The organism is Mesorhizobium sp. WSM4848 (genome assembly GCF_055811375.1).
Window position 1 is genome coordinate 1 of record NZ_JBVVPX010000010.1, and the last position, 12795, is coordinate 12795.

Genomic DNA, 12795 nt, shown 5'->3' on the forward strand with positions numbered 1-12795 from the left:
CTCGAACCGGATGGCCATCTGGTTCGAGGCTCAGTCGCTTACATCGCACAAAAAACCTTCCGTGCAGATACAAGGGGTGTTCCAGCTTGGCACCGCCGCACTCCGTCCAACACCCCTCAACCGTCTTGGCGCTGCGCGCCAATCCACCTTCTCCCACAAGGGGAGAAGGGAAGATCACGCCTCGAGCCAGACCTATCGTGTCGGCATCGATCCACGCAATGAACGCTTGACCTCAAGTTAACTTGAGCTTGTAGCATTGGCTTGCACGGATGGAAGGAGCATCGGCAATGCTGACGAATACGGATTTCCACGGTCTTCGCGTAGCGGTCACGGGTGGCACGTCCGGCCTCGGGCTGGCGCTTGTGCGGCAGCTCGCCGCGCACGGTGCGCGCGTCGCCTTCGTCGCACGCACTGCCGCAAACGTCGAGCGCATCGCCGACGAGACGGGCGCAAACGGCATTGTCGGCGACCTCGGCAAAAAGCACGACATCTACCCGGTCGCGTTGCAGGTTACCGTGAGCCTCGGCGGGCTCGACGTTCTGATCAACAATGCTTCGAGCCTCGGGCCGGTGCCGCTTGCGCTGCTCGCCGACACCGAGTGCGAGGATCTGGAAAAAGCGCTTGCGGTCAATCTCGTCGGCGCGTTTCGGCTGACCAAAGCGCTGTTCGGTGCGCTTGCCACGTCGGCGCGCGAGGGCCGTGGCGCGCTGGTGATCAACATCTCCAGCGACGCGGCGGTGAACGCCTATCCTGGCTGGGGCGCGTATGGTGCGAGCAAGGCCGCTCTTGCCCATCTGACGGCGATCTGGGACGAGGAGGCGAAAGACGATGGCATAAGGTTCCTCGCGCTCGACCCCGGCGATATGGACACCCCGCTGCACGCGCTGGCGCTTCCTGACGCCGATCCGGCCACCTTGAAGCACCCCGATCTGGCAGCTGCCGAGATCATCGAAAAGCTGCTTGACGCGTTGCCGGCCGGCGCAGCACTTCGCGCCGGGGCTCGTGGATGATTGCCGCCGACCATCCGGATCGGCGCCCCGCCAGGCTGTTGGTGGTCATGGCGGACGGGGCGATGACCGACCTGCCGCGCGCTGACCTCGCGAAGCTGTTCGAGCCCGGCGACCTGGTCGTCGCCAATGACGCCGCGACCTTGCCTGCCAGCTTGCACGGCACGCATGTCCCCAGCGGTGAAGCGATCGAGATCCGCCTGGCGGGCTGGCTGTCACTTGCCGATCCAATGCGTTTCATGGCGATTGCCTTCGGTGCGGGCGATCACCGCACACGCACCGAAGACCGGCTGCCTCCGCCTCCACTGTCACCGGGCAATCGCCTCCGGCTCGGCCCGCTTGAAGCCGTTGTGGAGCGCCTTCTCGACCATCCCCGCCTTCTCGAGCTGCGCTTCCTAGGCAACCGCGCGGCTGTGCTTGCAGGACTGGCGCAGCACGGCCGGCCGATCCAATACGCGCATGTTCCCGAGCCGTTGGCACTTTGGGATGTTTGGACGAAGATTGCCGCCCGGCCGGTCGCGTTCGAGGCGCCATCGGCAGGCTTTGCGCTCGACTGGCGCACGCTTCAAAGCTGGCGGCGGCACGACGTCGGCTTCGCGACACTCACGCATGCCACGGGCATTTCCTCCACCGGGGATCGCGCGCTCGACGCGCGCCTTCCCTTCGATGAGCCATACCGCATCCCCGAGCACACCGCGACTGAGGTCGCGCGGGCGAAGCTGCGCGGCAGCCGCATCATCGCGGTCGGCACGAGCGTAGTGCGCGCGCTTGAGGCGGCCGCCAATCCCGATGGCAGCGTGCGTGCAGGAAATGGCATTGCGACGGGCCGCGTCTCGCGGGGCACGCCGCTTCGCGTGGTCGATGCGATTCTCACAGGCGTCCACCAGCCGGGCGAAAGCCATTTCGAGCTGCTGCGCGCCTTTGCCGTCGATGCTCTGCTCGCCAGCGCCTCCGCAGCCTTCGCCGCGCACCGATACCGCACGCATGAATTCGGCGATTCCATGCTGCTCAATCGGCAACCGCTGATCGATCGCACGAACCGAACCGTGCGCGAGACGCAGCCTCCTATTCGGACGCGCCAAATCGGATGTAGTACATTCCAAAATCGTGTCGCGACGTTCAGTTCTGACCCAACGGCGACTTTTGTCTGGACCGTTGGTTGGTTTCGTCAGGATGGAAACCGGAGTTTCGACGCGAACCTAACAGAGACCTGCTGTTCACGGCTGCTCTACGCGCCCAGTCCTCGGACAAGCCGGCCAGAGAACTATCCTTCCAGAAGCGACGCGGGATCAAGGGACGTCGCCTGGCCGGAGGTGACGCGCAGGAGAAGGGCATCTTTGCAACCGCGACGATCACTCCGGCACGCCGGAGATGCCCAGCGCCTCGACGTAACTCTCGGCGAACACCTTGTCCCGCCACGGGTTGATCTGTCTCTGCAGGGTGAGCGTGTAGGTCGGGAACGCCTCCATCAGCCGCCGCGCCGCCGCCTGCGCCTCGTCCAGCCGGTTGAGTTTGACCAGCGCCATGATCACCACCCGGTGCGAGGAGCCGTAGTTCGGCATCTCGTGCAGCGCGCGTTCTCCCCATGCCAGCGCTTCTTCGTAGCGCTCGAGCATCAGGTAGCTCATCCCGATGCCGGAGAGCGCGATGCCCTTCTCGGGGTCGACCGGGCTCAGCCGCATTGCCCTGTGAAAGTGCTCGATCGCGACGAGCGGGCGGCTGGAATGTGCGTTCACCCAGCCGCTGCCCGTATGGCCCTGCGCCGAATTGGGGTTGAGCAGCAGGGATCGTTCGATCGTGCCCAGCGCCATCTCGTAGTCCTTCGCGCTGTAGGCGATCACCTGCGCGGCGAAGCGTAGGCTCGTGGGGTCGTCGCGCGCTTCCGCCAGTACCTCGCGCGCCATGCGCGCGGCGACTCGGATATCGTCGGGCTCGTGCCAGCACTGGCTCACAGATAGGCTGCGGATATAGGCGCCGAGTGCCTTCGCCAAGTTGAAGCTAGGGTCGATGCTGAGCGCCTCGTTGGTGAGCCGGCGCACGTCGGCAAAGCCTTCGCGCGTCATGCTGTAGAAGCGCGGCAGCGCGCGAAGGTAAAGGTCGTAGGCGCTGATGTAGTCGGTCGGCTTCATGCGCGCCTGCTTGATCTCCTCCAGCCGGATGCTCGGCTCGACGGCGCCGACGACGCTCTCGGTTACCTTGTCCTGCAGGTCGAAGATGTCGCTCACGTCGCCCTCGAAGCGGTCGGCCCAGACATGGTGTCCGCTGGTCGCGTCCACCAACTGCCCACTGATGCGCACCCGCGACCCTGCTCTGCGGATGCTGCCTTCGAGCACGTAGCGGACGCCCAGCTCGCGCCCGACCTGGCGCAGGTCCACCGCCCGGCCCTTGTAGGTGAAGGACGAGTTGCGGGCGATCACGAAGAAGGAGTTCACCCGGCTCAATCCCGTGATGATGTCCTCCACCAGCCCGTCGGCGAAGTATTCCTGGTCGGGATCGCCGCTCATGTTGGTGAAAGGCAGAACCGCGATCGAGGGTTTCTCGGGCAGGGGAGGCAGTGCAGCCACCGAGGCGCTGGCGTCGGTCTCGACGCGGTAGGCGCGCACAGGCCGCTCGATGTTCTTGAGGCGCAGTTCGCCGAGCGGCGTGAAGCCGCAGTCGAGCTTGCCTTGAAGGTGGTCGTAGGCGGTGCCCGAGACGACCACGGTGCCGGGATCGGCGATGCTTTCGAGGCGGGCGGCGATGTTGACCCCGTCGCCGTAGAGGTCGCCGTCCTCCTCGCAGACCACGTCGCCGAGATTGACGCCGATGCGGAAGCGAATCCGCTCTCCCTCGGGCGTCTCCGCCTCGTGTTCTGCCAGGGCCTGCTGGATCGCCATCGCCGAGATCACCGCGTTAACGACGCTCGCGAACTCGCACAGCATGCCGTCGCCGGTGAGCTTGACGACCCGACCCTGGTGCTCGGAGACCAGCGGTTCGAGGAGGTCCTTGCGGTAGATCTTCAGCCGCTCGAGCGTGCCGCGCTCGTCGCGCTCCGTCAGGCGCGAATAGCCGACCACGTCGCAAGCCAGGATCGCTGCGAGGCGGCGCTGCATGGTCATTGCACCGCTCAGCCAAGCGCCTGCACGCGGGCCGCCCCGCGTCCATGTCATGCCAACTTCCGGACGCCCTATGTGCATGGTATCCATCTCTCCCAGTCGCCGCCCGTCGCCGATACAGAACGGAGAACGCAGCTTGACCTTGCCTTCACGAGACTTCGCTATCCCCGCTTGCGAGGCGTGGAGCGTTCCAGTCGCCGCGCTGACAGCCAACCGACGACACGCCCACGCAGCCTCTGGGGACGCTGACCACTCCCAGAAGGCCGGAGATATTTCCTGCTCTGTGTAACCGGTTGACGCCACCGTGGCGGTGCTTTGTCACCGCGATGTAACAGCGAGATGCCCTACGAACGCCGCACCGGGCATCGCACCAGACGTTCGCGCTTGATGGCGACAGTCGTTGCCCACGCGGGCAGTCAGTCCTCGAACACAAGCTCGAATAGCTCGTCGAATAACGGCGTTGTGCGTGAGCGGATTGTCGAGACCTACTGTGAAGACGATTATTGTGAGACCCACGTCAAACGCAGGGTTTACCAGGAGGACCGATCCTCCCGTCGTAACCAGGACTATGATCGTCGCCGCTATCGCGACCGCCACACGGATGATGACGACGACTAAAGCCGCCCCGCTGACGCACGCGAAGGCCCGATTTTTGGATCGGATCGGCGGCCCAGCTTCTCGCACCGTTCCGAGATGCTTTTGGCGCACCAAGCGCGAGGATTACGGTTCGTGACTTTGCGGCGACAATGATTATCGTCGCCAGAAGGGCTTGGCGATCTCTGCCTCGACCTGCCGTCTCGTCAGACCGATGTCGTCGATCAAATGGGGATTGTCCTTCGCCATCTGCTGAAGTTCCCAGCGAAAGCGTTTGCGCTCGTCCCAAGCCGCGATAATGCTGCGCAAGGTCGTCAGGTGCCGACGCGACATATCCGCCGGCTCCATGGGCGTTGCCCCTGCCTGATATGGGGCCGATGCAAGAGTATCGTTCATAGCAACCTCCATCGGTTTGAAGGTCCAGGGACCCTCGACCTGAAAGAGGCTGAATTCTGCAGGATACGAACAGTGTCGTAATTAAGCTCTGCCAAATAGTTCTCAAAACTTCCAAACCGGCTATAGATACGCCGCATGCAGGGATCGCGCTTTGCCTTTGGTCCGTTCGTGCTTGATTCCGGTGCGGGAACGCTGCTTCGCAACGATGTCCCCGTTGCCGTTGGCTACCGCGGGATAAAGCTGCTTGCGGCGCTCGTTGGACGAGCCGGCGAAATCCTTGGCAAAGCCGAGTTGATGGACGCGGCGTGGCCGGGCACGGCCGTCGAGGAAGGCAACCTCACCGTGCAGATCGCGCTGCTGCGAAAGCTGCTTGGCCCGGCTGCAGATGGCGGCGAATGGATCGCCACGGTTCCGCGCGTCGGCTACCGCTTCACGGGGGCCGTCGAACAGCTCGGCGCGAAGCGAAAACCTTTGCCGCTGCCCGGCAAGCCATCGATAGCGGTGCTGCCCTTCGTCAATGTCAGCAACGATCCCGAGCAGGAATCCTTCGCGGATGGCTTGACCGAGGACCTGATTACCGACCTGTCGAGGATCTCCGGCCTGTTCGTCATCGCCCGCAACTCGGCCTTTGTCTACAAGGGAAAGGCGATGGACGTGCGTGATATCGCGCAGGATCTCGGCGTGCGCTACCTGCTGGAGGGGAGCGCACGGCGCGCTGCGGGGCGCGTGCGCATCAACGCCCAGCTGGTCGACGCAGTGAGTGGCGACCATCTATGGGCGGAGCGCTTCGATCGCAGCCTGGAAGATATTTTTGCCGTTCAGGACGAGGTCACCGGCAAGATCGTCGAGGCTTTGCTCGGCAGGCTGCGCGCGCCGCCGCCGCGCAATCGGCCCAAAAGTCTCGAGGCTTACAACCTCTGCGTGCGGGCGCGCAAGCTGATGGACGACACGCCGCAGACGGCGCGCGAAGCGCATCTGATGCTCACCCGCGCGGTTTCGCTCGATCCGGAATATGCCGAGGCCTATCGCTGGCTTGCCGTGAACCACTGGATGGGCTGGGTGCATTCCGGCGGACCTACCGAAACGTCCCGTAGCGTTGCGTTGGAACTGGCGCGCAAAGCCGTGGCGATCGACCCCAACGATGCCGGCTGCCGCTGGGTTTTGGCTTACCTGCTTGCCTATGAGCGCAGCTTCGCCGAGGCGGATGCGGAATTCGCCAAGGCGATCGAGCTCGATCCGAACGAGGCCGATGCCTGGGCGGCTTTGTCCGACATCGCGGTCCTGGCCGGACGGGTCGAGGAGGGCCTTGAGGACATTCGCAAGGCATTCCGGCTGAACCCGTTTCCGGCAAGTTGGTACTATCTGACACTTGGCCAGGCGCAATATGCGGCCGGCGAATACGAGGCCGCTGTCGAAACACTGCGCAGGGACGAGACTTATCGTACAAGCTCACGCCGCTTCCTGGCGGCAAGCCTTGCCCAACTGGGCCGGCTCGACGAGGCGCGCGCCGAGGCCGAACTGTTCCTCGTCGGCAACCCGCATTTCACCACCCGCCACTGGGCCGCGACGGAGCCATTCCGCGACGCTGCGACGCTCGAGCATTTCGTCGACGGCTTCCGCAAGGCCGGTCTTCCGGAGTGACGTGCCGGCGTGACCTCCCAAAACGCTTTCGCACCGTTCGTGCGACTATTCCTCAAAGCGACTCGTGGCGTCACGATCGCGCTCGTACCGTCTCGTCAGCGGAAACGGCGGCAACCAGGACTCGCGGCGGATGATCCAGCTTTCGTAGGTTGGCATCAGTTGGTCAGTGGCGTCCAGGGACCCTAGGTTCACTTCGATTTCGTCTGCGGTGCGTCCGAAAATTGTCGAGCCGCAGCGGGGGCAGAAAAACCGCCCGGCGTAGTCGCGCGTCTCGCCTTCGATCGTCACCGCATCCTGGGGGAACACCGCGGAAGCGTGAAAAAGGGCGCCATGGTGCTTGCGGCAGTCGAGACAATGACAAATGCCGACCCGGTATGGGAGTCCCGACGCCACAATCCGGACGTGGCCGCACAGGCAGCCGCCAGTGAATCGGTCCATGCTGCGTCTCCTCCAAAATCAAGCGGTCGCAATGGCTACAACGAACGGCACCGTCATTGCAATTGCCCGCCGCGGGCGGGGACGCGCCGTCTTCCGTAGTGGGCGATAGATAGCTCGCTTGCTAGCCGCATTCCATTTGGAAAGTTCGGCCTGTGGGGACGAAGCGGTCCTTTCGTTCTTGACAAATATACTCGTCAACGGCATTGACAGGAAAGCTTGTCAATGTGAGGGCTGCATGCTCGATATCGAAGTCATAGATCGGCCGAGCGCGGCCGCCGCCGCTTTGGAGCCCGTGCGGAGTCAACTCCTCTCGGAACTGCGGGAGCCCGCCTCGGCCGCTACCCTTGCCACACGCCTCGGCCTCAAGCGGCAGAAGATCAATTACCACCTGCATGCTCTGGAGGAGCACGGGCTTGTCCAAGTTGCAGACACGCGCAAGTGGGGTGGCCTGACGGAGCGGCTCATGGTGGCGAGCGCCACAAGCTATGTCGTCTCGACGAGCGCGCTGGGTCCGGTCGGCGCCGATCCGAACCGCACCCCGGATCGCCTGTCGGCAAGCTACCTCATCGCGCTCGGTGCCCGGCTGGTGCGGGAGATGGGAGCTCTCCAGCGCGCCGCCACAGATGCCGGCAAGCGCCTGGCGACCTTGGCGATCGACACCGAAATCCGCTTCCGCTCCGCCGCCGACCGCGCCTCGTTCACGCGTGAATTGACTGAGGCCATCACCGCGCTGGCGGCACGCTATCACGACGAAACCGCGCCGCAGGGACGGTCCCATCGCCTTGTCGTGACGGCGCATCCCTCACCAGCCAATCCGCAAGGAAAGGACGTTCAATGCCAGTAAAAAAAGATGCCGCCGGCAATCGCTCGGTCGAGGCGCAAGTGGATGTCCCCGGTACACCCGAGGGCGTCTGGAACGCAATCGCAACGGGACCTGGAATATCTCAATGGTTCGTGCCGAGCGAAGTCGAAGGCCGCATCGGAGGAACCGCCATTTCGCATTTCGCTGCCGATGGAAGCATGGATTCCGTTGCCACCATCACAGCTTGGGAGCCGCCCAGGCGGTTTGTCGCAGAAGCACCGGGTGAGCCTGGGACGGTGGCGACGGAATGGACCGTCGAGGCAAAGTCCGGCGGGCTTTGCACCGTTCGCGTTGTCCATCGCTGGTTCGCGACTTCTGATGATTGGGACGATCAGTTCGAGGCCCACAGCTACGGATGGATTTCCTTCTTCCGCCTGCTCCGCCTCTACCTCACGCATTTTCCCGGGCAGCACGGCTCGGCTTTTCAGCTTTTGGGCCCGTCCTCTGAGCCTTTGGCTGATGCATGGCGAAAGCTGGTTGAACCCTTGGGCCTGGCGAATGCGACTGAACAACAGCGCGTCGTCACCCCTTCGGACACGCAGGTATTCGAGGGCGTCGTCGAACGTACGGGACCGCAAGACCATCCCGAGTTGGTGGTCCGGCTGGACCAGCCCGCGCCGGGCTTCGCGCACCTCTTCGCCTTGCCGATGGGCGGGATGACATATTTGTCCGCGCGGTTTTTCCTGTTTGGCGACGATGCAGCGAGCATCGCAAGACGGGAGGAGCCAAAATGGCGAACCTGGCTTGGAAAGCATTTTCCAACTCCCGCACAATAGCCCTGCAGGGGCTGGTGGCGCCGACGAAGCTTTCCGAGCTATGATTGCCGACTTGGTGCGGACAAGCTGCTGTGGCGCATCTGCGCAGTCTGCCCTACGCCTGCAAGCAGATCGAAGAGCCATGCCACGCCCGCATCCATCATCGCGACCTTGGGAGCGAAGGCGTTGAGCCGGAAGCCGGGCAACGGCAACGGGGCATCGAGGCTCAGCACGCCGAAACGCGCCGCATGCATGGCAACGAACCGCCGCGGCAGGGCCGAGATGAGGTCGGTCTCGACGATGATGGCAAGCGCGAACATGAAGTTCGGAACCGTCAACGCAATCCGTCGCGCCCGGCCTTGCTTGGCCAGTTGTTCATCCACGAAGCCGTAAGGATCGCCGCTGTCCGAGACGACCAGATGCTGCATGCTGCAGTATCGCTCCAGGCTCGGATCACGCGCGAACGGATGTCCAAGGCGCATGGCAATTACAAAGTCTTCTTCGTAGATGCAGCGCTTTTCGAAGCGAGGCGGGATGTCATCGGACGGAATGATCGCGATGTCGATGGCGTGCGCCTCGAGATCGACAATCGCGCTCCGCCAGACGCGGGCTGGCGAGGGCAAGATCTGACGCACGCCGATGTCGATGCGTGGCGCAATCCGGCTGAGTTCCGCGAGGAGGGGGCGCAGGATCACGGCTGAGACACCGTCCGGTGCGCCGATTGCGAACCGACGCATGGCCGTGGCGGGATCGAAGGGCGCGGCAGTCGCCATCACGCTGCGCACGCGCGCCAGAACCTCGGCGATCGGCGCGGCCAGTTCCGTTGCACGGGCCGTCGGCACCACCCCCTTGGGCGTTCTCAGGAACAGCGGATCGTTGAGGAGCCGGCGCAACCGGCCGAGCCCGTGACTGATAGCCGATGGCGTCAGATTAAGCCGATCCGCCGCCCGGCCCACGTGGCCCTCTCCGAGCACGGCCTCGAAGAGGACGAGGAGATTGAGATCGGTGCGCGAAAGATCAATTGCATTCAGCATATTCCCGAAATCATATCATTGGCTTCATCAACATCAACATGCAATTTTGCCGGCTGAGCTGTGCATCGCTCGGACGAACGCGAATGGCGGCTTGCGCATCGGCATGCAGACCCGCTCGTCCGGGGTGTCAGCCTGGAGCAGGCGGCCGCGTTGGCCCGCAACTGACGCTTGTGCCGGCATCAACGACGAAATTGCCGCGCTCGGAAACTCCCAAGATTCAGCGTCGCCGCCACCGTCCTTGCCGGTCGCCAAGATGATTGCCGCCGACTGGCTGCACGGCAACGAGGCGATGCGAGAGACGGTCTAGCCAGTTGGCGCATGACCCCAAAATCGGAATCGATTTCGCAAGGGATCACGCGCCAGATCAAAAGCTACAGCGGACCCAAAGAGATGGCACCGCCCATTACAAGGCCTGTTGCGCCGGCGGCTCTTTCGCCACTGCGGCTTCCTCTTGGCTGAGGGCGCCCGGCCGGAGCTTGAACAGGATCAGCAGCGGCCCGGCGACGAAGATGGAGGAATAGGTTCCGGCAAGGATGCCGAAGATCATTGCGACCGTGAAGGACTGGATCACCTCGCCGCCCCAGATCGAGAGCGCCGCCAGCGCAAACAGCGTGGTCACGCCGGTCAGGACCGTTCGCGCCAGTGTCTGGTTCATCGACAGGTCGAGCAGCTCGGCAATCGGCATCCTTTTATAGCGGCGCAGATTCTCGCGGACCCGGTCATAGACGACAACCGTATCGTTGATGGAATAGCCGACAATAGTCAGGATCGCGGCAATCGAGGTCAAATTGAACTCTATGCCGGCGACGACGTAGAAGCCGACCATCAGGATCACGTCGTGGAACGTAGAAATGATGGCCCCGAGCCCGAACTGCCACTCGAACCTGATCCAGATGTAGACGAGCATGGCCAGCAGCGAGGCGAGCACGCCCATTGTGCCGTTGAACGCGAGTTCGGAGGACACTGTCGGACCGACGACCTCGATGCGGCGGAACTCGTAGTCGGTTTCGAGCGCGCTTCTTACCTTCTCGACGGCGGACTGTTCGGCAACGTCGCCGCCCCCCTGAGTGCCGATGCGGATCAGCACATCCCGGGCCGAGCCGAACTCCTGCACCTGCACCTCACCCAGTTCGAGACCCGTCAGCCGCTCACGGATGTCGCCGATGTCGGCCTGCTGGCCCTTTGCCTGCACCTCGATGCTCGAACCACCGCGGAAGTCGATGCCGTAGTTCATGCCGACAGTGAAGAACAGCACCGCCGAAGCGATCGACAACAGCACGGACAGCGTGAAGGCGTATTTTCGGAATGCCATGAACGGCACGCGCGTGTCGTCGGGCACCAGCCGCATGACACCGGCGGGCATGGTTTTCGGCCGCTGCCGGCGAAGCCAGAACGCGACCAGCCAGCGCGTCAGCGTGAACGCCGTGAACACGGTGGTGACGATGCCGATGGCGAGGGTGACGGCAAACCCCTTGATCGGCCCCGAGCCGAGGAAGAACAGGATGACGGCGGCAATCAGCGTCGTCACATTGGCGTCGACGACAGTCGCCAGCGCCTGTCTGAACCCGGAATCCATCGACTGCACGATCGAGCGCCCCTGGCGGTTCTCTTCGCGGACGCGCTCGAAGATGATGACGTTGGAATCGACCGCCATGCCCATCGTCAGCACGATGCCGGCGATGCCAGGCAAGGTCAGCGTCGCCCCGAGCACGGATAGGATGGCGATGATCAGTGCGACGTTGGCCAGCAGCGCGATATTCGCGATCAGCCCCAGTCGCCCATAGGCGAACAGCATGAAGCCGACGACCAGGACCCCGGCGATGATTGCCGCGAACTGGCCCGCCTCGATCGAATCGCTGCCGAGGCTCGGACCGACGGTGCGCTCCTCGACGATGGTGAGGTCGGCAGGCAGTGCGCCGGCGCGCAGCAGGACCGCAAGATCGTTCGCGCTCTCCACCGTGAAACTGCCGGATATCTGCCCGGTGCCGCCCAGGATCGGTTCGCGGATCTGAGGCGCGGAGATCACCTCGTTGTCGAGGATGATCGCGAACAGGCGCCCTACATTTGCCTGGGTAGCCTGACCGAAGCGGGTGGCGCCGCGGCTGTCGAAGCGAAACGAGACCACCGGCTCGTTGGTGCGCTGGTCGAAGGTTGCCTGCGCATCGACGAGGTTTTCGCCGGAGACAATGATCCGGTTCTCGATCAAATGCGGAACCCGCGGCTCGTCCGTCGAATACAACACCGTTGAGCCCGCCGGCGGGCGACCGGAGATCGCCTCCTCGACCGGAACCGACTGGTCGACCATCTGGAAGGTCAGCTTAGCCGTCTGTCCGAGGATATCCTTCAGCCGCTGCGGATCCTGCAGGCCCGGCACCTGGACCATGATGCGGTCCGATCCCTGGCGCTGGATGATCGGCTCGGTCGTGCCGAGTTCATTGACGCGCCGGCTCACCACCTCGATCGATTGGGTCAGCGCCGCGGCTATCCGGTAGTCGATCCCGGCTTCGGTCAGCGTGAAGCGCAGCAGGCCCGGTTCCGGCTCGGCCATCTCCATCTCGGTCACCGAGCCGCTCATGAAAAGGCCCGTCGAGATCGGCTGCGTCAATCTTTCGAGCGCGGTCTTCGCCGCTTCGATCTGGCCTTGGTCGCGAATGCGGACTTGGATGGAATTGGCGGTGCCGGCAAGCCCGGTATAGCCGATCTGGGCATCGCGCAGTGATGTGCGGACCTCGTCGCGTGCCGATTCGAGACGTTCGTTGGCAAGGTCCTGCCGATCGATCTGGAGCAGGATGTGCGAGCCGCCCTGCAGGTCGAGGCCCAGCGTCAGCTGCTGCTTTGGCAGCCAATTCGGCAGCGATGCCAGAGTGGAGGCGGGAACCAGATTGGGAGCTGCGTAAAGAATACCGGCCAAGACCGTCAGCCAGATGAGAATGGTCTTCCAGCGGGAAAAATGCAGCATGTTCTTGTCCGTTC

The 12795-nt window shown here is 63.7% G+C and carries 10 protein-coding genes and 2 pseudogenes; 7 read left to right on the plus strand and 5 right to left on the minus strand.

The window, feature by feature from the left end; all coding sequences use genetic code 11:
- The 3 genes and pseudogenes from AC0L16_RS11790 to AC0L16_RS11800 all read left to right on the plus strand — a co-directional run.
- A partial coding sequence (locus AC0L16_RS11790; protein WP_473620893.1) for a hypothetical protein occupies positions 1–241 on the plus strand: 241 nt, incomplete at its 5' end.
- 46 nt (positions 242–287) lie between these two features.
- Positions 288–1010 (plus strand): SDR family NAD(P)-dependent oxidoreductase, encoded by a 723-nt coding sequence (locus AC0L16_RS11795; protein WP_473620895.1) that lies wholly within the window; start codon positions 288–290, stop codon positions 1008–1010.
- 62 nt (positions 1011–1072) lie between these two features.
- Positions 1073–1957: pseudogene (locus AC0L16_RS11800) on the plus strand (S-adenosylmethionine:tRNA ribosyltransferase-isomerase); the annotation flags it as partial.
- Between the two features lie 402 nt (positions 1958–2359).
- Here AC0L16_RS11800 and AC0L16_RS11805 read toward each other — a convergent pair.
- Both AC0L16_RS11805 and AC0L16_RS11810 read right to left on the minus strand, forming a co-directional pair.
- Positions 2360–4099: an adenylate/guanylate cyclase domain-containing protein gene (locus AC0L16_RS11805; protein WP_473621083.1), complete on the minus strand. Its 1740-nt coding sequence runs from the start codon at positions 4097–4099 to the stop codon at positions 2360–2362.
- A gap of 753 nt (positions 4100–4852) precedes the next feature.
- Positions 4853–5044 (minus strand): DUF1127 domain-containing protein, encoded by a 192-nt coding sequence (locus AC0L16_RS11810; protein ID WP_473621085.1) that lies wholly within the window; start codon positions 5042–5044, stop codon positions 4853–4855.
- A 183-nt stretch (positions 5045–5227) separates the two neighbouring features.
- Between AC0L16_RS11810 and AC0L16_RS11815 the strand changes: the two genes are divergently transcribed.
- On the plus strand, positions 5228–6733 hold the full coding sequence (locus AC0L16_RS11815; protein WP_473620896.1) for a winged helix-turn-helix domain-containing tetratricopeptide repeat protein: 1506 nt from the start codon (positions 5228–5230) through the stop codon (positions 6731–6733).
- A gap of 45 nt (positions 6734–6778) precedes the next feature.
- Here AC0L16_RS11815 and AC0L16_RS11820 read toward each other — a convergent pair whose 3' ends face one another.
- Positions 6779–7171: a GFA family protein gene (locus tag AC0L16_RS11820; protein WP_473620898.1), complete on the minus strand. Its 393-nt coding sequence runs from the start codon at positions 7169–7171 to the stop codon at positions 6779–6781.
- Between the two features lie 235 nt (positions 7172–7406).
- Here AC0L16_RS11820 and AC0L16_RS11825 point away from each other — a divergent pair, with 235 nt between their 5' ends.
- A complete protein-coding gene (locus AC0L16_RS11825) occupies positions 7407–8015 on the plus strand; it encodes an ArsR/SmtB family transcription factor (protein ID WP_473620899.1) in 609 nt (202 codons plus the stop codon).
- Positions 8006–8809, plus strand: coding sequence for an SRPBCC family protein (locus AC0L16_RS11830; protein ID WP_473620901.1), 804 nt, complete (start codon positions 8006–8008; stop codon positions 8807–8809). Before AC0L16_RS11825 ends, AC0L16_RS11830 begins: the two co-directional genes overlap by 10 nt.
- 38 nt (positions 8810–8847) lie before the next feature.
- On the opposite strand, the gene AC0L16_RS11835 is transcribed toward AC0L16_RS11830, so the two are convergent.
- Positions 8848–9822, minus strand: coding sequence for a LysR family transcriptional regulator (locus AC0L16_RS11835; protein ID WP_473620902.1), 975 nt, complete (start codon positions 9820–9822; stop codon positions 8848–8850).
- Between the two features lie 81 nt (positions 9823–9903).
- Here AC0L16_RS11835 and AC0L16_RS11840 point away from each other — a divergent pair.
- Positions 9904–9987: pseudogene (locus AC0L16_RS11840) on the plus strand (DUF4440 domain-containing protein); the annotation flags it as partial.
- A 238-nt stretch (positions 9988–10225) separates the two neighbouring features.
- Here the strand turns inward: AC0L16_RS11840 and secDF are convergent.
- A complete protein-coding gene (secDF, locus tag AC0L16_RS11845) occupies positions 10226–12781 on the minus strand; it encodes a protein translocase subunit SecDF (RefSeq protein WP_473620904.1) in 2556 nt (851 codons plus the stop codon).
- Positions 12782–12795 lie beyond the last annotated feature (14 nt).